The sequence below is a fragment of the Embleya australiensis genome, from assembly GCF_051903075.1.
Lineage (GTDB): Bacteria > Actinomycetota > Actinomycetes > Streptomycetales > Streptomycetaceae > Embleya.
Map to the genome: position 1 here is coordinate 171,775 of NZ_CP182422.1, position 21,843 is coordinate 193,617.

16 protein-coding genes and 1 pseudogene are annotated in these 21,843 nt (G+C 69.1%); 7 read left to right on the forward strand and 10 right to left on the reverse strand.

From position 1 onward, the window contains the following. Window positions 1-136: 136 nt before the first annotated feature. The 4 genes from ACMXN5_RS00770 to ACMXN5_RS00785 form a co-directional block, all read right to left on the reverse strand. A complete protein-coding gene (locus ACMXN5_RS00770; protein WP_439673489.1) occupies window positions 137-5,116 on the reverse strand; it encodes an RHS repeat-associated core domain-containing protein in 4,980 nt (1,659 codons plus the stop codon). Between the two features lie 554 nt (window positions 5,117-5,670). Beyond that, window positions 5,671-5,937, reverse strand: a complete 267-nt coding sequence (locus ACMXN5_RS00775) for a hypothetical protein (protein ID WP_439673490.1) — start codon at window positions 5,935-5,937, stop codon at window positions 5,671-5,673. 433 nt (window positions 5,938-6,370) lie between these two features. Continuing rightward, window positions 6,371-6,700 (reverse strand): hypothetical protein, encoded by a 330-nt coding sequence (locus ACMXN5_RS00780; protein ID WP_439673491.1) that lies wholly within the window; start codon window positions 6,698-6,700, stop codon window positions 6,371-6,373. Between the two features lie 1,571 nt (window positions 6,701-8,271). Next, on the reverse strand, window positions 8,272-9,006 hold the full coding sequence (locus ACMXN5_RS00785) for a hypothetical protein (protein ID WP_439673492.1): 735 nt from the start codon (window positions 9,004-9,006) through the stop codon (window positions 8,272-8,274). Between the two features lie 840 nt (window positions 9,007-9,846). Here ACMXN5_RS00785 and ACMXN5_RS00790 point away from each other — a divergent pair. The 3 genes from ACMXN5_RS00790 to ACMXN5_RS00800 all read left to right on the forward strand — a co-directional run bounded on the left by ACMXN5_RS00790 (window position 9,847) and on the right by ACMXN5_RS00800 (window position 12,255). Further along, window positions 9,847-10,551 carry a tRNA-dependent cyclodipeptide synthase gene (locus ACMXN5_RS00790; protein WP_439673493.1) on the forward strand — a complete coding sequence of 235 codons (705 nt, stop codon included), beginning with the start codon at window positions 9,847-9,849 and terminating at the stop codon, window positions 10,549-10,551. After that, window positions 10,548-11,768, forward strand: a complete 1,221-nt coding sequence (locus tag ACMXN5_RS00795) for a cytochrome P450 (RefSeq protein WP_439673494.1) — start codon at window positions 10,548-10,550, stop codon at window positions 11,766-11,768. The genes ACMXN5_RS00790 and ACMXN5_RS00795 overlap by 4 nt, the downstream gene beginning before the upstream one ends. Before the next feature lie 220 nt (window positions 11,769-11,988). Then, entirely contained in the window at window positions 11,989-12,255 is a 267-nt protein-coding gene (locus ACMXN5_RS00800; RefSeq protein ID WP_439673495.1) for a hypothetical protein, read from the forward strand. A gap of 206 nt (window positions 12,256-12,461) precedes the next feature. On the opposite strand, the pseudogene ACMXN5_RS00805 reads toward ACMXN5_RS00800, so the two are convergent. From ACMXN5_RS00805 to ACMXN5_RS00815, 3 genes and pseudogenes are all read right to left on the reverse strand, one after another. Beyond that, window positions 12,462-12,785 (reverse strand): annotated as a pseudogene (locus tag ACMXN5_RS00805) (nuclear transport factor 2 family protein); the annotation flags it as partial. Further along, complete coding sequence (locus ACMXN5_RS00810; RefSeq protein WP_439677924.1) at window positions 12,724-13,650, reverse strand: polyprenyl synthetase family protein; 927 nt, start codon at window positions 13,648-13,650, stop codon at window positions 12,724-12,726. The pseudogene ACMXN5_RS00805 and the gene ACMXN5_RS00810, both read right to left, overlap by 62 nt. 250 nt (window positions 13,651-13,900) lie before the next feature. Beyond that, window positions 13,901-15,439: a polymorphic toxin-type HINT domain-containing protein gene (locus tag ACMXN5_RS00815; protein WP_439673496.1), complete on the reverse strand. Its 1,539-nt coding sequence runs from the start codon at window positions 15,437-15,439 to the stop codon at window positions 13,901-13,903. Between the two features lie 404 nt (window positions 15,440-15,843). Between ACMXN5_RS00815 and ACMXN5_RS00820 the strand changes: the two genes are divergently transcribed. The 4 genes from ACMXN5_RS00820 (at window position 15,844) to ACMXN5_RS00835 (ending at window position 19,389) form a co-directional block, all read left to right on the forward strand. After that, entirely contained in the window at window positions 15,844-17,241 is a 1,398-nt protein-coding gene (locus tag ACMXN5_RS00820; protein WP_439673497.1) for a protein kinase domain-containing protein, read from the forward strand. A 23-nt stretch (window positions 17,242-17,264) separates the two neighbouring features. Next, the gene (locus tag ACMXN5_RS00825) at window positions 17,265-17,603 is read left to right on the forward strand and encodes an effector-associated constant component EACC1 (protein WP_439673498.1); all 339 of its coding nucleotides are present in this window, start codon (window positions 17,265-17,267) and stop codon (window positions 17,601-17,603) included. Between the two features lie 69 nt (window positions 17,604-17,672). Continuing rightward, on the forward strand, window positions 17,673-19,007 hold the full coding sequence (locus ACMXN5_RS00830) for a caspase, EACC1-associated type (protein WP_439673499.1): 1,335 nt from the start codon (window positions 17,673-17,675) through the stop codon (window positions 19,005-19,007). 229 nt (window positions 19,008-19,236) lie between these two features. After that, the gene (locus ACMXN5_RS00835; protein WP_439673500.1) at window positions 19,237-19,389 is read left to right on the forward strand and encodes a hypothetical protein; all 153 of its coding nucleotides are present in this window, start codon (window positions 19,237-19,239) and stop codon (window positions 19,387-19,389) included. A 118-nt stretch (window positions 19,390-19,507) separates the two neighbouring features. Here the strand turns inward: ACMXN5_RS00835 and ACMXN5_RS00840 are convergent, their stop codons facing one another. The 3 genes from ACMXN5_RS00840 to ACMXN5_RS00850 all read right to left on the reverse strand — a co-directional run bounded on the left by ACMXN5_RS00840 (window position 19,508) and on the right by ACMXN5_RS00850 (window position 21,435). Continuing rightward, on the reverse strand, window positions 19,508-19,774 hold the full coding sequence (locus ACMXN5_RS00840; protein WP_439673501.1) for a hypothetical protein: 267 nt from the start codon (window positions 19,772-19,774) through the stop codon (window positions 19,508-19,510). Next, window positions 19,767-20,126: a hypothetical protein gene (locus tag ACMXN5_RS00845; protein ID WP_439673502.1), complete on the reverse strand. Its 360-nt coding sequence runs from the start codon at window positions 20,124-20,126 to the stop codon at window positions 19,767-19,769. The genes ACMXN5_RS00840 and ACMXN5_RS00845 overlap by 8 nt, the downstream gene beginning before the upstream one ends. A 151-nt stretch (window positions 20,127-20,277) precedes the next feature. Continuing rightward, window positions 20,278-21,435 (reverse strand): ArsR/SmtB family transcription factor, encoded by a 1,158-nt coding sequence (locus ACMXN5_RS00850; protein WP_439673503.1) that lies wholly within the window; start codon window positions 21,433-21,435, stop codon window positions 20,278-20,280. Window positions 21,436-21,843: the final 408 nt, after the last annotated feature.

Below are 21,843 nucleotides of genomic sequence, written 5' to 3' on the forward strand. Positions count from 1 at the left end.
GGTACGCCGTATTCGACCCGTGTCGGGGAGTGGGTTCGAGTTGTGCGGGCTGTGCTCCGCGACACGGACACCCGAACGGCCCCGACCGCCCGTGCGCGGTCGGGGTCGCGACTCGCCGGGTGGCCCCGGCGAACCTTTACGGTTGGGGGGCCCTGACCACCATGGTCGGGTCCGAAAGATTCATGACGCGGAACGCCAGGTCGAGGGGTTGCGTGCCGGGGATCATCTGCACGTGCGGCCGAGGCGGCACTTCGTTCAGTCCCGGGTGCAATACGTTCAGGCCGGTCGTGTCGATCTCCACGTGGTGGGTGAACCAGTTGCCGCGGTGGCGGTTCCGTACGAAGGCTCGTGAGCGGTCGACGAGGGTGGATTCCTCCGGCCGAAGGTTCGACAGATACTGTCCTTCGCCGTAATGCGTGTTTCCTGGTCTGCCGCCCTCCAGGGAGGGCCGCAGGCTGCGGGATTCGAGGATTTGCCGATGCGCGCCCGGGCCCGTGTAGTGGAAGAGAGTCTGCTCGGGCGGTCCCACCAGGTCGGTCTGGACACCGGCTTCCCGAACGGACGGCGCGTCGGGGTGGTCCGTGGGCTCGGCGTGTGGGCCTTCCGCGTCGGGTGCGGATCCGCGCGCCGTGGGCGGTTGCGTGTGGTTGGGTCCGGGCTCGGCGGCCCCGGTGAAGGAGTGTTGCGACTCCACGATGTCGGAAGAGACCGGAGCCTCCTTGGCCAGTCGGGACGCGCCTCGTTCGGCGGCGGCGCCGAGGCGTGCGCCGCCCGCGCCCGCGGCGAGGCCGGTGCCCATGGAGACGTATCCGAGGATGGAGGACGCCTTGGGGGACGCTTCTTCCAGTGCTCCGCCGGCGATGCCGGTGATGTCGGAGACGACGCCGAGGGCACCGACGGCGAGTTCGGCGGCGGAGGCGGCGCTCACGGCGGCCGCGACGCTGCCGGCCGCGGCGATGGAGGCGCCGCCGGTGACTATGGCCAGGCCCACGCCCAGCACACCTACACCGATGCTCACCCATGCTCCCCAGCTGAGGTGTCCGGTGGGGTCGGTGCGGTTGACGGGGTCGCCCGCGCAGTAGGCGTAGGGGTTGATGCCGCCGGCGCCGAAGGGGCTGAGTGAGTCGGGGGTGTTGAACCGCATGAGCACGGGGTTGTAGGCGCGGTAGCCGTTGCCGAGGTGGTACCAGCCGGTCGCCGGGTCGCTGCGTTGGCGGTTGTACCCCAGGACGCTGTCGGTTTCCTCGGTGGGGCGGTTTCCGTGGGCGGTGTAGGCGTATTCCCGGGCGCTGTCGCCTGTGGTGGAGGTCAGCACGGTGCCGTTGGCGTCCGTGCCCAGGAGCAGGGTCTCGCTTCGATCCGCGGTGGTGCGATGCTGGGCCAGGCAGGTCGCGCCGAGCGTCAGCAGGCGGGTTTGCCGGCCGGCGTCGAGCACGGCCGTGAGCCGTCCCCGACGGTAGTACAGCGTGCTGGTGGTGCCGTCCGTCGTCTGGGTCAGCAGCCGGTCCAGCGGGTCGTATCCGAAGCGGGCCGCCGTGCCCGCCGCCTGCAGACGGCCCAGGGGGTCATAGGTCAGGGTGCGGCCGGCGTCGTCGGTGATCAGGCGCCCGGCGTCGTCGTAGCGCAGGTCGATCGTGGAGGGGAAGGAGGGGTGGGTGTGGCGGATGCCGGTCAGTTGACAGGGGTCGTTGCGGTTGCCGTACAGGTGGGTGGTGGTGTCCGAGCCGGTGGCGAAGGTGCTGTCGCGGCGGGTGAGGTTGCCGTAGGCGTCGTAGGTGAAGCTCTGACGGCCGACGGGGTTGCCGCGCTCGTCCGTGGGCGGTGAGCCTTCGGTGCAGGCGTAGTCGGAGAGCTGGTTGCGGCTGGTGTAGGAGAAGGTTTCCCTGCGCAGCGTCGTGTCCCCGCGGGTGAGGGTCCTGCCGGCGAGGAGGTCGTTGTTCTGCCAGGTCTGGGTAAGCGTCCAGGTGGTGCCCCCGCTGTCGGTGAGGGTGCGTTTCACCTCGCGGCCGAAATCGTCCAACTCCAGCGCGGTGGTCAGGGTGTGCTGCGACTGCTTGTCCGTGGCCGTCCACCCGGTCGCGCGACCGGCGCTGTCGTAGGTCGGCGTCGCCACGACGGCCGGGTCTTCGATCCGGCAGGTCCTGCCGAAGGCGTCGCGGGTGATGGTCTCGGTGGCGCCGTCCACCCCCGTGTAGCTCTGCACGAGGCCGCCCACGGTGTAGCTCCATCGCGCGTGGCGGTCGTCCCGGCCGACGAGCGCGATCGTGTCGGTGCGCAGTCGGCGCGAGGGGAAGTAGTCGCGGGTGATCGTGGCCTCGCCCTCGTGGGCGGTGACCAGTCGGCCGGTGACCGGGTCGGGCGTGTACGTCCGGGTGATCGAGCCGGTCGTGACCTGGGCCAGGGCGTTGTCGAGTTGGGGGATGTACCGGTAGGTGGTGGTCTGCCCGTCGGGGGCGGTGACCGTGGAGGGAAAGGGGTCTTCGTCCGCCGCGTAGCCGTGGGTCCAGGAGCGTCGACCCACGGTTTTGCCGGTGCGTCTGTCGAGACCGTCGAAGGTCTGGGTGCCGTAGGGGGTGTGGTCGAGTTCGATCGCGGTGGTCAGTGCGGCCGGGGACGACGGGGCGTAGGTGCGGGTGATCGTCGTGTCGTCGGGGAGTGTGGTGGTGGTGGGCCGGTCCCGGAGGTCGTAGTCGTGGCGGGTGGTGTTGCCCTGTTCGTCTGTCGTGCGGCGTAGTCGGCCCAGGCCGTCGTACTCCATCGACCGTGTTCCGGCGGGGGTGTTCCGCAGGTCGAACCGTTGCACGCTCACCGGTCGGTGCCGTGTGTCGTAGGTGGTCACCTGCCGTCCGGTGACCGGGCCCGCGGGGTCGTGCAGTTGCACGGTGCTCGTCCGCTCGACCGGGTCGGTCACGGTGAGATGGCGAGCGCCGTCGGTGAAGGCCGTGGTCGACGGCCGGCCCCAGTCGTCGTAGGAGAACGTCCGGGTCAGTTGCGACTCCCCGGCGTCGCGTGCGTGGTCCACCGTGGTCGCCGACGACAGGCGGCCCTGTTCGTCGTAGGTCAGCGTTCGGACGGTATACCAGGTGCCGTCGCCGTCGGTGTCCTTGCGCTCGTACAGGATCGGCCGGCCCATGCCGTCCAGGCTTGCCCGCAGTTCGTTGCCTGCCGGGTCCGTGGACGTCACGACGAACGGCGCGGTGCCGCCGGTCTCGTGAGTGACCTTCGCGGTCGTCTCGTACGTGGTGTCGCCGGTGTTGTCGGTGCGGGTCAGCAGGCGGCCGAGACCGTCGTAGGTCATCGTCGTGACGGTCTTGTGCGCGTCGGTCGCGGACCACAGGCGTCCGGTGAACCGCGAACGCGCCTGGGAGCGCGTGAGTGCGAGCCCGTCGTGGGCCGTCAGCGTGTGCGTCTGGAGCAGCGTGTTCTCGTCCACCGAGAAGGCGAAGTCGTGGATCGCCGCGAACGACGGGCCGCTTTCGCCCTCCGGGTGGGTGGTCTCCGTCAGGCGGGTGATGCGGCCGAGTTCCGCGCCCGAGGTGGTGTAGGTGAATGCCTTCGTCGTCAGGAGCCGGCCGTCGGCGAGATGCCGCTCCGAGGACTTCAGGACCACCTCGCCGATTCCCGAGCCGGGTACCGCCGCGAACCGCCGGTAGCGGTAGGACGTCGTGTGGGCGGGGGCGTCGAATCCGGTGTTCGGCGGTGTGCGGGTGACGTTCTCGAGCAGGCGGGTGAACCCGTTGGGCTCGGCCGGGCAGTCGTCGCCCTCACCGTTCGCGCTGTAGTACGTCCATGTGGTGACGGTGCCGTCGGGATCGGTCCGGCTCCGGGGGTTGCCGAATGTGTCGAAGTCGGTCCGCGTCACCTCGCTGCGCGCGTTGTTCGGGCCGGCGGGACCGGTCCAGGTGACCGTGTGCGTTTTCGGCAGCTGGAACTGGGCGGGCTGCCGGTCGAAGGCCCGCCCGGTCACCGCGTGATACTCGGTCGCCACGCTGTGGGAGCGGCCGTTCCGCCGCGTGGTTTCCTCGGTGTTCAGGTGATATCGGTTGTAGCGGCGGGTGATGGTCGTCGTCTGCCCACCGCATTCCCGGGTCTCCGTGGACCCGTAGGTGTAGTCGGTCAGGACGTCGTAGAGGCCCTCCTCGTCCGGATGCCAGGTCACGCCGGAGTTTCGGGGGCCTCCGAGGAAGTTCCGGGTGTCGTATTCGTAGCTCGCCCTGATCTGCTTCTGTCCTCCGCCGGGTGTTCGGACGGACCGGATCACATAGGGGAGGGGCCGCAGTGGGGCGGGGGCGGGGAACTGGTGGCCGTTCCCGTCGTCGCAGTAGGTGGCCTCCTCGGTCATGCCTCCCGGCATGGTCACCTTGGTGAGCCAGTGTCCCCAGTCCCCCCGTACGGCGGTGTATGCGAGTTGCCATTCCAGCGGGGCCGCGTCCCGGCCGGGTCCGTGGTGGCGTACGGTGGCGAGCAGGTCGTTCATGAACATGAGGACGATCTCGTAGCCCTCGGGCCGGACACCGTCGCCGGCGTTCGGCAGGATACGCAGCGTCGCCTTGGAGCCGCTGGTGTCGTAGTCCACGCTCAGCAGCTGGTCGGTCTCGTCCCGGACCGTCTTCAGCCGCGGCTGCTCGGCGTGGAAGTCCCAGCCCAGGTCGAGGCGGTGACCGGCCGGCGTCAGCAGCGCGGTCGGGACCTTGGTATCGAACGCGTTCCGGGGACCGGTCAGATACTCCACATCCCCGCTCTTGTGGACGATCCGGTACCAGTCGTCGCTCTTGGCGACGCGAAGGGTGTCGAGTTTGTGCTGCTCCAGGACGAGTTGCGTGTCGCTGTCGCGGACCTTGTACTGCTCGCCGGTGGACAGGGCGAGCAGACGGTTGTCGGGGGCGGAGTCGTAGGTGGTCAGTCCCAGGGAGAAGCCGATGCCGAAACCGGCGTCGGTCGTGGTGAGCGGCGAGTAGGCCAGCGTCAGCGGCAGGGACGGGCCGAGGTTTCGGTTCCCGATGAGGTGGCCGAGGCCGATGTGGGCATTGAACAGGCCCGTACGGGGATCGACTCCCCCGGACACCGCGCTGGTGAAGTTGGTGGCCTGCGTGAAGAACGTGGGGCTCGAGGGCATGCACGACTCCCGACGAAAGGTCGAACACAGGGGACTGGACGGGGGCCTGTGTGCCCCGGGACACGCCTGGACCTGCGGCGGGCACTGGCCGGCGGCCTGGCTGCGCAGCTCGCGGGGGGGGTGCCGGGCCGGGGCGGGGGGGTTGGCGGAAAGGGTGCCGCGAGCATCCGGTACCTCGGGCCGCTTCATCGTGTGCGGGGCGCCGGTGGCGCGGGGGCGAAGAATCCGGTGGGGCGTTGTGCGATGTCCGCTCGGTCGGTCAACGCGCAGGGCGTGGCTGCGGGTGCGGTTCCGTGTCCGGCCGGGTCGCAATCATCCGTGTGACGACGTCGAGGCTGTGGTGGGCAATGCCTTGACGCATCTTCGGAGACCGCCGCACCCCCACACAAACGCGGCGGCGATCTTTCATGTTTTCGACCGCCATCGATCCCCTGACGAGCGCGTGACAGCTGTCGCGTCACACGCTGCGTCAGAGGTATCCGATTATGTTTTCACCGATTGCCCGATTGCGAGGTCATCGACTCTCGGATGACCTGTCCGGTCCGGTCCGAGGATCAGCCCATGGCAATGAAGGAGAAGGCCAGACTCCTCATCTTCCCCCCGCCTGTCCCGATCTTCACATTGCCCCGGCCGGCGGCAGACGGGTTTGCGTTCCAGCTGGGTCCGTCGTCGACGGCACTCGCGACGACGACCGGGATCGTTTCGAAGTGGTTGTCGAACTCGATGGAGTAGTACCCTTCTCCATCCTTGCTCGAGGTGAACCCTGTGCCATCCCTCGTGGTGCCGTCCGCATTGACCGTGCCGTAAATTGTTTGTGCCATTTCTCCTCCTGATGTGTGCGCTACGGGAGAGAGTTCACGAGATGAAGCCAGACGGGCCAGTCAAGGCGTCACCGCCCTTCCGCGAGGGCAGGAAAGGTGACACACCGACCCGTTGCATTACGATATTTGCCCGAATGATCCGGGCTCATGAAACTCGGCGGGCCACACCGCTGAGCTTCTTTTGTGTGGTGGAGTGTGTGACTGTGACGGGGCTCGGAACGGTTGTCTCGAAAAACGAGGTCCGCCTCTTCGAGGGCGGCGAAGGTCCGGGGAGGCCCTCGGCTCCGATAGGCGGCCACGCTCTTTTGCGGAGGCGTCGTCGGGGTCGTCCCGACGGGGCCTGCGGATGCTTGCGCTCCCGCTCGCGCCAGGCGTGTGCCGCGCTCCGCGGACGCGTACCGGCACGCGTGCTCCCGACGCCCCGCCGTCCCCGTCAGGATCCCACCTCCATCAGGACGGAGCTTCGATACGCGCCGTTCTGCGAACTGTAGATGTACTTGCCATCCGAGGTTTCGACGCGGACGCCGAACGACCTCACCCGTAGATCCGGCATCGAATTGTGGTACACGAGGTACTTGATTTGTGGTGTCATGCCGGGGATCGATTTGAATTTGGTGTCCCGCACCCAATGCCACTGTTGATTTTTATCCGAGGAGAGGAGACTTGCATCGACGAAGTCGACGAGAAGAACCTTCTCGTACAGAGTTTCGTCGCCGACCTCCACGGCATCCCCGTTGTCGTCGGTCGGCTGGATGCTGATCACCACACCGATTTTGTCGGGATTCCGCCCCTCCTGCTGACCGCTCTCGAGAGTTACCGTCAGCCTCGACACGGATGTCCACGCCCCCATGGGCTTGTTCCCTTCTCTGTGCCGTGGTGTGGTCTCACGGGGCTCTCGAAGCGACCCGGGAGTTCTTCTTGCGGTATGACCGCGGCCGGGTGATTCGGGCTGGAAGGTCGACCCGCACGTATGTCGATCAGCGCCTGGGGGTGACGTCGGAAAAGAGCACGGATTCGGGAATACGTCCCGCCACCGGTGATGGGGCGGCCGGCTGCGGAATACCGTTCGGTAGCGTCACCCATCCCACTCCTCGCTCGCCTCCGGCCCACGGTTCGTGATTGTCTTGGACGGACTCCTGCGCGAGCAACGATACCCAGCCGAACCCGAGCAGACCCCTGGTGGCTTGAAGCAGTCGCAAATGCGACCGAAAAGCCTTACCTGCCCTTCAGGGAATTCATATGTACCGTCGAGACATGGACTTCACTGTCGCCGGCGGTGAAGACGGCACCGTCCCGCGGCCCGGGCCATCCGCACCGTCCGCGAGCGTTGTACGGGAGCCCTCGTGGATATCGCCGGGCGTCGACACTCGCCATCGATCGGACCGGTCCGGGTCCAGGACCAGGCGCAGCGCGACAGGAGGTTGCTCTTGCCGATCTGGTTTCGCCGACGATCACGGCGGGCGCCGGGAACGGATCGATCTCCAGCGAGGCGAAGTTGCGGAAGTTCTCCCCGTAGCCCCGCGACAGATGCACGACGCTCCAAGTCACTCGGATCGGGACCGACCACAGCCGCCCGGTCGGCGGCGACCAGCGTCAGGGAGTCCGCCGTTCGTACTCCGGTGACGGGGCCTCGCGCCGTCCCTAGCCAGGGTGAGGGATGACCGACCGGAGCGGCACGCAGCCCCATCGAGGTGCCGCCGCCCTCGACGAAGAACCGGACGCCCACCAGCCGTTCGACACACGGCGGCCCGCCGCCAAAGGCCGGCCCCGGGGGCGTTCACACGATCGACGATCGTCATCATGGCCCTGGTCGCGGGGATGGGAGGGGAAGCGGCCGGACCCCGAGGCGGATGCGACCTCGACCGCCGGCCTCGCGACGACACCACCCATCGGCACGTTCAACGCGCGAAATCCGCTTGCATCTCGCCGACTTCCCGTATCGCCCGTCTCGCCGACTTCCCCGATCGCTGGAGCTTCACGGTGTGACAGACATACGTAGACCCTGGGCGACACGCTCGCCCTCCTGGGCATGGGACGACGGCCCCAGGCCGCGGAACCCGCCGACTCGACGGCCATCTACGCCGCCTGCGCCACCTCGGCGCCGGTGTCCCGCACCGTCGGCGCCGACCGGCAACAGGCCATGACAAGCCGGCGCTTCTCCGGGCTGACTGGGCGAAAGGCACGTGCGCCGGCGTCGGCATCGGCTGCGGCAAGGAGTGTGCGTGAACGCTTCGGTGTCGTTTCCGTGCGCTTCGGGCGGGTTGCCGGCGCTCGGGCGTACGTCGCGTCCGGTGGGTGGTCCGTTGCCGTTCCGTCGTCGTTGCCCGCCGTCGGTCACAGACGGGCGGCGGCCTTGGGGACGAGTCGGGGCAACAGGTCGGCCTCCCAGCCGCGTTGGGGGTACCCGTCCGGCGTGGACAGGTGGCCCAGAGGGGTGATCCGGACGATGAACTCGTCCTTGCGGAACTGCACGCCTGTCTGCGCGCTGTAGCCGGCATCCGCGCCTGCCGACGGCGGCAGCTCCCGGTAGTCGGCGGGCCGGCGCGAGCCGGAGGCGGTGAAGTCCCAGTCGTGGGTCATCTCGGCGCCGGTGGCGATCGACACGATGTCCACGGTCAGGCTGATCGTGCTGTACGCGTCGATCACCCGAGGTGTGTCCAGCGTGAGTTTGCAGGTCGTACTGCGCAACGCGGGCCCCTTGCTCTTGAGGAATCCGCGGGCGTCGGCGGTCCCGACGACTTCGACGCCGCGCACTTCGGGGAAGACCTCCCGAACGTCGCCGGCGGTGACGATGTCGCACGCGTCCGGCCACGTGGTCGGGTCGTCGGGTCGAGCCGTGAACCTGCCGTCCTTCGCGGGCGCGGGCGGCGCCGAGGGCCGGACGTCGGCGGTGCGCACAGGCTTCGCGCTCTCCGACGGCATCCGGCCCGTGGTGTCGATCGACGGGAAAGGCGGCATCGGCTGTTGCTCCGCGGCCGCGGGTGGTCCCGCTCCGGCGGGATCCTGGAGCGCCTTGCGATCGTGTCCGCCGCCCCCGTCCGTGCCGTTGATCAACAAGGCGGCGACCACGGTCGATACGATGCCCGCCGCGACCAGTGCGATCCACCCGACCGGACCACCCGCAAACGCGCCGGAACGCTCCCGCCCGCCGACCTCCCCTGGCCCGACAGGGGGCGGATAGGGCGAAAACGCCGGGGTGGGCGAAGCCGCAGGAGGCGGCGGGGCGGATACGGGTCGAGGCGTGTCGGGTAGGTCACGCTGCGCTTCGGACACACTGAACTCCAGGAAATCACGGACTCGTTCGGCGCCGGACGCTGTTCGCCACCCTGTACGCGAACGGTCCCGGCCACGGCACGTTAGGCGCCCGGCAGCACACTCGGCATCCAACGAGCGCAGGAGAACCGGGTAAACCCTGGCGGTATGCGAGCGCGGTCGGTCGGCATGTGCGGGGTTCGGGCGGATCCCGGTATCCGGTCGCGCCGCGGTGTACGGCGTTCTGTGCTTTCGTGCGCGGGTGTACCAGGCATCGTTGCCTGCCGGGGTCCCGGTGGGCTTCCCTTCCGGGTGGTCCACGCCACGGTCGACGCCGTGGCCGAGTGCCGTGTCGGCAACGTTGCGCCACTGAGTTCGGCGTTTGCCTCCTGTAGCGCGTCCGGTGGGGCCGAGGGCGCCAAGCGTGCCGGAGCGCGCCACCGGTGTTGACGACTCGACGCGCGGTAGGGCTCAGCGACGGCCCGGCCGCCACGACGCGCTTCACCAAGCCGGCCACGTTCGCCGAGGCGCCGTTTCGGATAAAGTCCCCTTGATCACTTTCCGTATCCGCTCGTGGTGGTTTGAGTAACGAAGCCGCGGCGTCACACCCGGGGGCGCGGGGCCCGCCGGCAGCAGCGCGCGATGGAGGAGCAGCGTGTGATCACAGCATCCCCGTCGACGGCCGGCGCGTTCCGGGTGGCGCCCTACACGCGCCACTGCGAAGTCATCCACGACGAGGGCGCGCACGCCGTGATCGGCGTCTCGCCCGGCAACAGCTACTTCTCCGCCCGACGCCTGCACGACCTCGCCGCCTGGGGTCTGGACCAATACGACCGAGTCGACTTCGTGTACACAGACCTCCACGTGGCCGAGATGTACGAGGCGTGCGGATACGACCCCGACGACGCCCGCAGGAAGGCGGCGAAGAACCTGCGGGGCCTGCGGGCGAAGGTCCGCGACGCCGCGTCGGCCGCGGATCCGACCCAGGCGCGGCTGCGCTGGCGGCCCGTGTCCGGCTTCCGCGGCAATACCGCCTACCAGGAGATCCACCGGCAGTTGAAGCGTCGCCTGGAGACCGACTCCGGCCTACGCGCGGTCTGCGACGACCTGGTGGGCCGGTTCCTGTTCGCGCGGGGGCAGGAGGCGAGCGAGCGGCAGCGCGCGGTGTGCCTGGAGTACGTGTGCGCCGAGGCGCCGCTGTTCCTCGACACCCCCGCGATCATCGGCGTGCCGTCCTCGCTCAACTGCTACCACCAGCTCCTTCCGCTCGCGGAACTCCTGTACTCCCGGGGCGCGGGCCTGCGCGCCTCCCGCAACCAGGGCCACGCCATCGTCACCCCCGCCGAAGGAGTCCGCGCATGACCACGACCACCAACCCCGGGCCCGCGGCCGCCCGCGGCCACGACCTGCTGGACTTCCCGTTCTCCCGGAACGGCAGCCGGCTCCCCGCCGAACTGGCACGGATGCGCGCGGCCACCCCCGTGCGACGGGTGCGCACGATCGCCGGCGATCAGGCATGGCTGGTCTCCTCGTACCGACTGTGCAAGCAGGTCCTCGACGACGACCGGTTCTCGCTGAAGGACACCTCCGCCCCGGGTGTGCCCCGCCAGTACGCGTTGACGATCCCGCCCGAGGTCGTCAACAACATGGGCAACATCACCGGCGCGGGGCTGCGCAGGGCGGTGATGAAGGCGCTGAACCCGAAGGCGCCCGGGCTGACGCGGTGGCTGCGTCAGGAGGCGGGGCGGCTCCTCGACCGGCTCGTGGAGGACGGCCCCACGGCCGATCTGCGCGGCGCGTTCTGCGAGCCGTACTCCGCGGGCCTGCACTGCCGCATCCTGGGAATCCCGCAGAGCGAGGGCCCGGGGTTCCTGCGGAGCCTGGACATCGCGTTCATGAACTCGGCCTGCCCGATCGCGGGTGCGAAGGTCAACTGGGATCGCGACATCGCCCGCATGACCGTCCTGCTGGACGATCCCGCCACCTCCGGCCTGATGGGCGAACTCGCCACCTTGCGCGAGGACCCCGACTACGCGCACGTGACCGACGAGATGCTGGCCACCGTCGGCGTCACCATGTTCGGCGCCGGCACCGTCTCCACCTCCGGCTTTCTCACCATGGCCCTGGTCCACCTCCTCACCCACCGCGCCACCTGGGACCTGCTGCGCGAGCGCCGCGACCTGGTCGAAGCAGGCGTGGAGGAACTGCTGCGGGTCAACCTGTCCATCGGTGACGCCCTGCCCCGGCTCGCACTCGCCGATGTGCGGCTCGGCGACGTCGACGTCAAACGGGGCGAGTTGGTTCTGGTGCTGGTCGAGGGCGCGAACTTCGACCCGGAGGCATTCCCGGACCCCCACCGCTTCGACCTGGAACGCACCAACGCCACCGACCACGTCTCCTTCGGCGCCGGTTCGCACTACTGTCCCGCCACCGCACTTGGACGCGCCCACGCCCGGATCGCCTTGGAGGCGCTGCTGGACCGACTGCCGGACCTCGAACTCGCCATTCCGGTCGAGCAGTTGGTTTGGCGGACAGGTTTCATGAAGCGGATTCCGGAACGGCTTCCGGTGATGTGGTAGGTCACCGACACGAACGCTCGGCCCTCGCCTACCGGGAGCCGGCCGACCGCACGGGCGCTGGTGGCACCGAACGCCCCTGCGGGCTGTTCGCGTCCGGTGAGAGTGCGTGTCGTGGGTGCCCGTCGGATGCGTCACGTCGAGACGAAAAGCCCGGGGTCGGCGGCCAACACCTGGTGGCGTGTCAAGCAACGCTTGCCCTGTTGCCGGATACGTTGGGTCCGTGAGTGGTGATCGCCGGCCGGACATGGACGAGATCGAGGCGTGCTTTGCTGCCGTGGTCGAGGGACGCGTGAGCCGGGACGCAGCCGACCGGTGGGCCGAACGCTGGGTTGTCGACGACAGGCTTGCTGGGGACGAACTGTCCCGGTGGGCGCTGGGGCTCCTGTTCGGGATCGATCTGCGGCAGGGCCCCGAGGAGCCGTACCTGCACGACGACGAGCAGGTACGGGGGTGGCTGGAGGAACTACGGCGACGCCGCGCCGGGTGACGCACCGCGAAGGTCGTCTCCCCCGACTGCGCGTTGACCTTATCGGGTGTCACCGAACCGCAAGGCCGGTCGTGTTGGAGCCGAGCTTCAGGAAGACGGTTCTGCCCGGCCGTTGTCCCAGACGACCCCCAACTCGACGCGCGAGAACCACCGGCCGTCGTCGGTGTGTTCGCACACGCAGTGATACACCGCGCCCACGTCCCAGTGCCCCGGGTATCGGCGCCGTGGCGGTGGACCGCGAGCAGGTTGGCTCGCATCCGGACACCGTCGTCCCCCGTCTCGAAGCTGTGATTGCCGGTCATGTGATGGGTTCGGTCGAAGCGCCCCAAACCCCGACGCACGAACTCCGCCACGTCGGGGGCCCGGACCTCGCCCGACGGCAGCGACAACACGCCATCGGGAGTGAAGCAGCGGGAGTAACCCTCGAAATCCTTCGTCTCCAGGCAATAATCGAACCGCGTCAACAGGTCAACGAATGCCTGCCGCTCGCGCGGGGCGAGCGGGTGAAAACGTTCGACCAAGAGACTCATCTGACCATGTGGGATCGTCCGAACACCCAGCCCAGCGAATCGCCGTCGCTTTCCACGCCGGCCGAACACGGCCGAGGCCCGTCTCCCGGATACCCCCGCCCCCACCGAAGCGGTGGCCCCCGGTCGGTTCCGGATCAGGTCTCACAGGCCCGCCCACGGTAGTGCGTGTCGGCGGCACGGGGAGCGCTCGGCGGTCGGGACGCGGTGTCGAGTCCGGTCGAGCCCGCGACCCGGCACGGGATCGGATCAGCCGCGCGCCCGTCCCGGCCGGATCGATAGCCCGTCGCGCGGCACCTCGACGACGGACCTGTCCCCCGCGACGGGTACGTCGAGAACCTCGTGTGCGTGGCGTTGTGCCGAATGTGCCTCGCGCAGTCCGTCGCGGCCCCGGCGCAGGAGTCGACGGCGGTTGCCGGGTCGACCAGGAGGCGATGCCATTGACAGGTCGTTGTGGTAGTGCACCGCCATGCGGAGGTGCCATCCGAATCGGCCGACAGCCTCCACCCGCGCGCTGGAGGTGTCGGTCAGCAGGGCCCGCCCTCGGCGGTCTTGGCCGCCTGCACGGCGACGGCCCGGTCGAGGTTCGTCTCGCAGCGGCCCTCTTGCTCCTCGTCGCGGACCCGCCCCGCGCACAGCCGACCCAGCCCTCGCGCGCGATCCGCAGCACCTGCCGGATCCGGGGGTGCGGGTGTTCGCCCACGTGGGCGAAGACCAGGGCCGGCAGGGCGTCCCCGAGCATGATGGCGTGCCCGGCGGAGTAAGCCGCCAACACGGTGGGCCGTCCGCGACGCCGGGCCTCCAAGTCGATGATGTCGTCGTGCAGGGTGGCACGTTCATGAGGGATGCCGGCGACGACGACGGGCAGGCCTCGTTACAAACGGGTTGGGCATCCTGCGGTCGGCGACCATCAGCGCGTTCGATGCCAGGGCGACCCTCACCACAGACGTCTGCTTCGACGCGAACGGCCTACCGGGTCGCAGTGTCGACCTCTCGGACGTGTCCGGGACGCATCGAACCTCGAGCGTGGTCGAGTACGTCAGCCCACCGCCGTACACGGCCCGCCCGTGATCAGAGACGCAAGGCCGTGGGGCGGCGTACGGCCATCCTCGGAGTGTTCATTGCGTCGACGAATCCCCCTGTGACTCTGTTCTGCTCCGCCCTCCCTCGTTCCACCTTCGAATTACCGCAGCCGACGCGGCGTCACCCAGGTCGAACCGCTCCTCGATCGCGAACCAGATCTCGGCCCGGGCGCGCAAGCCGCGGTCGAGAATCAGTGCCGCCAGCGGCCCAAGGGCCCTCAGCATCTCTTCGAGTTCGACCAGGTGACCAATCTCCCGGTCCTCGGGGAGTTCGTCCCGAGCCTGCGGTGCCCCGGCCCGGTGAACGGACGCCTCCAGGGTTCGGGCCTCCTCGCGCCTGCGCTCGGCCGCGGCCAACGCCGCCTCGGGTGACAGGGGGATGGCATCCAACGCCCACGCGAAGACGCCGTCGACCTCGCCCGAGACGAGATCCACGAGTTCGCCGATCAACGCAGCACGTTCCAAGAGCCTGGCGGTCAACATCACGCCCGAAGCCGTGGACAGATCGCCCGTGTCCACGGCGAACCTCGCCGCGTCGAGACCGAACCGCAACGCCCGCGCACGCTCGTCCGGCGCCGCCCGCGAAAAGCGGCCGAGTTCGGAACCTACGGAATCGACCACGAAGAACCACCAGTGAGCCGGCGTACCGTCCGGAAACCTCCCCCGGAGCCATTCCCCACGCTCACCGGAATCGAGGGATCGAAAAGCGAGGAAATCGTCTTGCTCGATCGCCATCACTTCCCTCCCAGATCTGTGATGCCACGGAGAAGAACTGGAACTCCGGTATTCAGCCTCAAGCATCTCGAACGGCAGGTCATTCGGCTTGCTGTTCGTCACCGGGCCACAAACATTATGGACGAGGACTGGGGTGTCCGCTGCCAGAACGTAGTACGTGTGGACATCATCCACGGTGAGGTCGTTGGTGCGCTGTTGTTCGCGGAAGTGGCGGGTGGCGCCGATCCGGACCCGGGTTCCGGTGGATGTTTGCAGCCATTGGCCGGGCTTCAGGTCTCCTGCGTTGATCCACTGTTCGAGGTCGGGGGACCAGAAGGGATGGTTCGTGGTGGCGATGATCGAGGCGTCGCCCTCGTCGGTTTCGACGGTGAGGTCGACGAAGTCCTTGTCGTCTTCGGTGGTGATGGAGGCCAGGACGGTGCGGGGCTTGGTTTCGCCGGTCTCCGGGTCGGTGGCCAGGACGACGTCGCCGGGGGCCACTTCCTCGATGGGCTTGCGGGTGCCGTCGGCCATCAGGACGCCGGTTCCGGGGACGAAGCTGTGGGTGCCGCCGCAGACGCGTTGCACGACCTTGCCGCCGACCTTGACCGGGAGGTTGCGGGCGCCGGCGTAGGTGGTGGAGGAAGTCCAGCCGGTCGGGCCGGTGGCCGCCACCGTGGTCGGCAGGGTACCCGTGGCGGGGGTGTAGGTGGTCGTGTAGTCCACCACCGCCTCGGTCGACGTCGTGTCACCGAGCGCACCGAGTTCGCCGAGGGGCTTGTTGTCGTAGAGCGCGTGGGACCAGGCGTAGACGGTGTCCTTGGACGCGGTGGTGTCACAGGCACCGACCAGGGATCGCACTTCGGTGGGTTTGCCGATGATCCAGGCTGCGGTGTTGGGCGCGTAGGTGGTCTTCGTGCAGTACTCCGGCAGGCCGTCGTCACGTCAGCGAACGCGTTCACGAACGCCCTGCGGCGCCCGGCATCCCACCGGCCGTTGACGGCATTGATGCCCCGGCACCCGCCCCGGCCGCGATCAGCACCGGGAACGCGGCCGTTGACGCCGTTGATACTCCGCCCTCGGCAATCCGTCCGTCGAGTCCGGCGCCGTATTCGCGGCGGGTGGTGGTGATCAGGCCGACGTGGTCCCGGGCCGCGGGTGATCGCAGGGGCTTGATCGGGTCGCGGGCCGACGGGCAATACGCCTCTTCTGCTTGCCGGTTGATTCGTGGTGGTCCAGGCTTGATGCAGTGTTCGGGGGTGGGAATGCGCACAGTCGCCGGTCGGTATCGGTTGGAGACGCGAATCGGTTCGGGCGCCGCGGGGAGCGTATGGGCGGGCCGCGACACAAGGCTTGACCGCGAGGTCGCGGTCAAGATCGTACGGGTCGGGGACGGCGTCGACGACCCGCGCGACAGCCGCGCGCGGTCGGAGTATCGCTTCGCGGCGCGACTCGAACACCCCAACATCGTGCGGATGCTCGACATCCTCCATGAGGACGGCGAGCTGTTCCTCGTCATGGAATTGCTGGACGGCGAGTCGCTCGACCGGATCCTGCACCGACGCCGTCTCGACATCGGCCAGAGCTGCGCGATCGGTGTGGCGCTGGGCAACGCCCTCGACGTCGCACACCGGGCCGGAATCGTGCACCGCGACGTCAAGCCGAGCAACGTCGTCCTCTGCCGCAGCGGCCGGGTGGTACTCCTGGACTTCGGCATCGCCGTGGACTCCGTGGTCGCACGCGGCCTTACCGCCACCGGCCACGTGATCGGCACACCTCTGTACATGGCGCCGGAGACGATCGCCGGGTACGACATCGGAGCCGGCATGGATGTCTACGCGCTCGGCTGCATCGTCTACCGGATGCTCAGGGGGCGCCTGCCCGAGGAGTTCGACGGACGCAACGTCGCCCGCGTCCTGATGGCGAAGGTCTCCCAGGACATCGCTCCTCTGACTCCCGCAGACGTTCCGGGCATCCCGCAGGCGCTCGTGGGGTTGGTGGGCCGGATGCTCGAGCGCGACCCGACCCGGCGTCCGTCCGCGAGCGCGTGCGCGTCCGGCTTCGCCGAGTGGTCCGACGAAATCCCGCTTCAGGGCCTGCTCGTGGACATCGAACACAGCCCGCCGATCGTGGCGGGGGAACCCTCCGCCGTCGACAGCACGTCCACGCCACGCACTTTCCTGGGATCGGCGGGTCTGAGCATGATGGGCGGCAACACTCGGTCCGCCGCCGATGTGGGGGCCGTCGAGAGACCGTGGTGGGCCACACCCGGACTCAGTCACGCACTGCTGGACGAGGCCGGGCACGCGGAGGCGGGTGCGCCGCCGCACTCCATCGCACGGCATCCTCGACCGCCTTCCGTGGAACGCGTCGACAGTCGCTTCCACGAGGCGGTCGCCCTGGCGAAGCGGGGCGAGCTGTTGCCCGCGCTGCGGTTGCACGAGGACATCGCCGAACTGCGTGCCACACTCCTGGGCGTCGACCATCCCCTGACCCTGGCCAGCCGCTTCTGGGTGGCGTGGTGCCTGGGTGCCCTCGGGGAACACGACCGCGCGGATGTGCTGTTGCGTCGCGTCGTCGAACAGGCGGAAACGTCAGCACTGACCGAAACCACACACACTGCGGTATCCGGGTCTCGCACCCGGCGGGAGACCGGACTCTGACCTTGCCAGACGGGGGACATCGGATGCACCTTGAGATCATTGTCGACCACCCGGACCGGGAGGGCGAACTCCGCGCCCTGCACGCATGGTTGCTCGCCGACGAGCGGCTCGCGTCGACGGGTCCCGAGCTCGCCTCGTCGCGGCCGATCGGGGAGGGCGAGATGGGGTCGGCTCTGGACCTCATCCAGCTCGGCATCGACGGAGGCCTCGGGATCGCCAACCTCGCGCTCGCGGTCGCGACCTGGCGCAGAAGTCGGGTCGAGCCGCCGTCCGTCGAACTCAGGCGCGGTGAGGTGTCGGTCGTCCTGCGGGGTGCCGACGACGACGATGTCCGGCGCATCATCGCCGTCCTGGACCGATGACGCGCCGGAGGAAGCACATCGGGAACCCGTAAACCATCCGGCGGTCACGACAAGGACGGGGAGAAGCGGGTGCAGCAGCCTCCCGACCCTGCGGCCTCCCGCGCGGTCCTGATCGGCACTGCGGGGTACACCAACCTGCCCGAACTCACGGCGGTGACACGGAACCTGGCCGCGATGCGCACGATGTTGTGCGACGCGGAACTGTGGGGTCTGGCGGATGCGTCGTGCCGGATCATCGAGGACCCCGAGCAGCCGGCCGATGTCGTCGACGGGGTGAGCGAGGCGGCGCGCGAGGCGAAGGACACGCTCGTGGTGTATTACGCGGGCCACGGGCTCCTGGACGCCGACGACATCGGTCTCCACCTCGCGCTGCGGCATTCGCGGGAGTTCGACGGGTACACGGCGCTGTCCTATCGCTACATCCGCCAAGCCGTGATGCGCAGCCCCGCGAGGCGCCGGATCGTCATCCTCGACTGCTGTTACAGCGGCCGGGCGGCACATCCGCTGATGGGCGCGAACGGAGACGACCTCGCCCAGCACGCGGTCGTCGAAGGCACGTATGTCCTGGCGTCGTCATCCCGCGACTCCGTCTCCCTTTCGCCTGCCGGAGAGGTACACACGGCGTTCACCGGCGAGTTGCTCTCGATCGTGCACGACGGTATCCCCGACGGGCCGGACCTGATCGACCTCGATACCCTGTACACGCACCTCGACCGCCGGCTGCGTGCCCGCAACCGTCCCCCTCCGCAGCGGTGCAATCAGAACGCCGCGGGCCGGTTGCCGCTGGTGTGGAACCGTGCCCGCCGGGTGCCCCGGAAGAACAAGTTGTCGGCGGCCGACGTGGCCGCGAGAGCATTGGACGTCGGCATGCGTCTGGCCGATGTACTGCGCGCGACCGGCCGCAATCGCGAGGCCGCCGAGATCCTGACCGTCCTGTGGGGCGCCAGGGACATCGACAAGCCACCCGACGATCTTTATCTGCACCTGCACCTGTCGCGGTTGTTCAACGAACTCGGCCAGGTCGACGAGGCCGCGGAGGTTCTGCGGGAGGCGTACGTGAACCTCGACGACAGGCACTCCGGCGACGTGCTCGCTCGGGTGTCGTTGGCCTACGCCAGGCTCATGCGCGAGCGTGGCGACTATGCGAAGGCATGCGACGTGCTGGAGTCGGCCGTCGAATCACTCGGCGGTGCCCCGCCGGTATCAACCCGGTTCCCCACTGCGCATGCGGGGTACTCGGGCGCCGTCGACATGCCTGCCGAGGTGGAGGAAACCGCGAGGCTTCGACCGCTCGCCGTCCCGACGACCGACCTCCCGCGTCTTCGAATGTGCGGGGGGTGCGGAGCGCCGGACTCGGGAAAACCGTTCTGCGCGTCCTGCGGGACCGCGCGGGACGACGGGTGACCCGGCCGGCTGCCGGCGGTGGTGGCCTCGTACCGGTCGGACGCGCGGGTCGACGAGTTCGGCGCGCCGCTCCGGGGTCGTGTGTGGTCGGTGGATGTGGGGTTCTCGTGGGTCCGGTGAGACGAGGAGGGGAGGTGTCTTCGCGGGTGTCCGCGACGGACGGGACGGGTGGGACAGGTGGGACGGGCGCGATGGAAAGGTCGGAGCGTCTCGCGTGCCGTGCGCCATCATGCCCGCCCTGACCCCGGACCAGTACGCCGAACTCGAGAACGACCTGTATCCGGAAGGCTGCACGCGGCCTGCCGGGCGGGACACCGCCACGATCACCGGCCGAACCGAGGAATGGACCACGACCTGGCGGCGCGCCGCCAACACACCATGATCCGTCCACGCGCCCGACCGGGACTCGCCGAACGGGAACGCTGCTGAGGCGAGGTCGGGTGAGGTGTCGGCCGGGGTGTTCGTGTTCGGCGGGGGTGGAATCAAGGGATCCCCGGCCGTCAGGGGCCGAGCCAGGTGACCTGGGTGATGTAGATGCACTCCCGGCGCGGGACGGTGAGGTATTCGAAGAGGAGGTTGCGGGTCGGGTCGCTGTGGGTGCGTACACCGGGGCCGGTGCCCTGGAAGTCGGCTCCGTCGAGGTAGACCATGGAGTTGACGGTGGCCAGGTCCGCGGCCGTTTTCTCGACGGTGGCCAGGATGTCGGGCGGCAGGCCCGCGGCGACCTCCTCGAGGCTGGGCAGCCATTCCCAGGACCAGTCACTCACCGGCGATCTCGCGGTGCGCCTCGGCCCGTAGGCGGGCGATCTCGGTGCCCGCGGTCCGGATCTCCTCGGGGTCGTCGGACCGGGCCACGACGCGCTCCAACTCCCGCAGACGTCGGGCGAGGGCGGGGCGGCGCTCGATGGCGACGAACACGGCCCACTTACGCAGGAAGAGCCGGACCGCGTTCGGCTGGAGGTTCTCGGCGACCCAGTCCAGGGCCTCGTCCTCCTCCTGCTGGAACTCGGGCAGGTAGGTCGGGCTCAACACGGCCACCGCCCCACGAAGCGCCCGGATCTTCAACGGTGGCATCGGAATCAGCGGCTCGTCGCCCCACTCGGCGTGCTCTGCGGTCATGATCTCCTCCTCCACCGCCCAGTCAATCAGAAACGACCGCCCCACAGCCGCCGCGACCACGAACCCGCCGGGCCGAGAGTCGCCCACGGCGGATTCCCGACCGTGCGTCGGCGTCGAAGCGAGACCATGCCGACGACCACCAAGTGCACGGCTACGACTTCGGCATCACCGTCGGACCCGACCGGCAATGGGCCTGGGCCGAAGGGCCCGAACGGCGCTGCGAGATGTTGCCCTCCCCCGGAGCGGCGGCCGGCTCGGGGATCGCGGGGGTTGCGGACCGGCGCGCGTGGGATTGGTCCGGTGCTCCGTTCAGCAGTGCCGCGCCCAGGGGGGTGAGTGCGTGGAGGACGGCGCCGCCGTGGCGGGTTGTGGTGATGAGGCCGCTCTCGCGCAGGACCGTGGCGTGTTCGCTGGCGGTGGCCGGGGACATGGTCAGGCGTTGCGCGAGTTGTCCGGTGGTGCAGTGACCGTCGCCGACGGCCTCCAGGGCTCTGGCACGTGTGCGGCCGAGAAGGGCTGCGAGGGCGTTGTGGTTTCGTGTGCTCTGCGGATCGGCAAGAAGCTGCGCGGCGTCGGCTGCGGTACGCATGACCGGGAGGAACACGACGGTTTGGTCCCCCTCGCCGCCGACGAACTCGTAGGACAGGGGGTATTGCGCGAACACGGAGGGCACCAGTTGCAGGCCTCGTCCGCCCAGGACGACGTCCCGCGTCACCGGGCCGCGTCCGATTTCCAGGTACGGGGGCCGCCAGCGAAATCCCGGGGGCAGGCCGGCGAGCATGGCCTCGACCCCGTGGGTCGCCAGTGCGTGGGCGCGGTCGGCCTGCTCGGCCAGGAATCGCGGGTGGATGCGCGACCAGTGGGGGGCGATCGCGATCCGGTGATGGTCCCTGAGGAATCCCACCAGGTCGCTCCGCCTGGACCGGTCGTGGGCGAAGTCTCCCATGCCCGCACCGGGCCCTCGGTCGGGACGGCCGGTGTGCAGGGCTCGGATCCTCTCCCCGTACGCCAGTTCCGTGTGCAGGTGGTCCGGCCCAGCCGCCGACAACGCCTCCAGTCCTTCCTCGAGATGGGGCGTGGCTCCGGTCACGGTGAACAGGTCGAGCGCCTGACTGTCGAACAGGGAAGCGAACGGGTGGACGCCCCCGGCGGACTCGCCCCGCACCCGGATTCGCCAACCGCCCAGCAAAGCACGGGCGTTGCCCCGGCTCAGCGTCGTCAGGCTGAGCATCGTCTCGCCCAAAGGGCCCCAGCCATCCACCACACGGGTCCGCGCCAGATCGGCGGCGGTGAAATGGATACGTAACATCGCTTCCTCGTTCTGCGGCCATCGGCTGGGACGAGTCTCACCGCCGCGCGTTCGAAGCCACAAGAACCACTTTCGGTCGTTCCTCCGCCATTGCGGCGGCGATTCCCCGGCAACGGAACCCGGCCGGTCGCCGCCTGGATTCGCACTCGCGGCCGACTGAGCCCTGGATGCTCCGGTATCGATGCGCCGGGTCCGGAACTGCCCGCCCCTGCCCATGTCCGCACGGCCGTCCGACCAGCGACATTCGGTCCGGGCCGAAAGCCTTCGTCGCCGTCGGTGTCGACTCGGGAGACTTCACCCAGGCGCGAGGCACAAGACGTCGTGTCCCGCGTCCCTGGGACACAAGACCCCACAGAGCACCACCGGTTGCTCGCGAATCGTCAACCGGCGAGCCGGTGTTCGGGACAT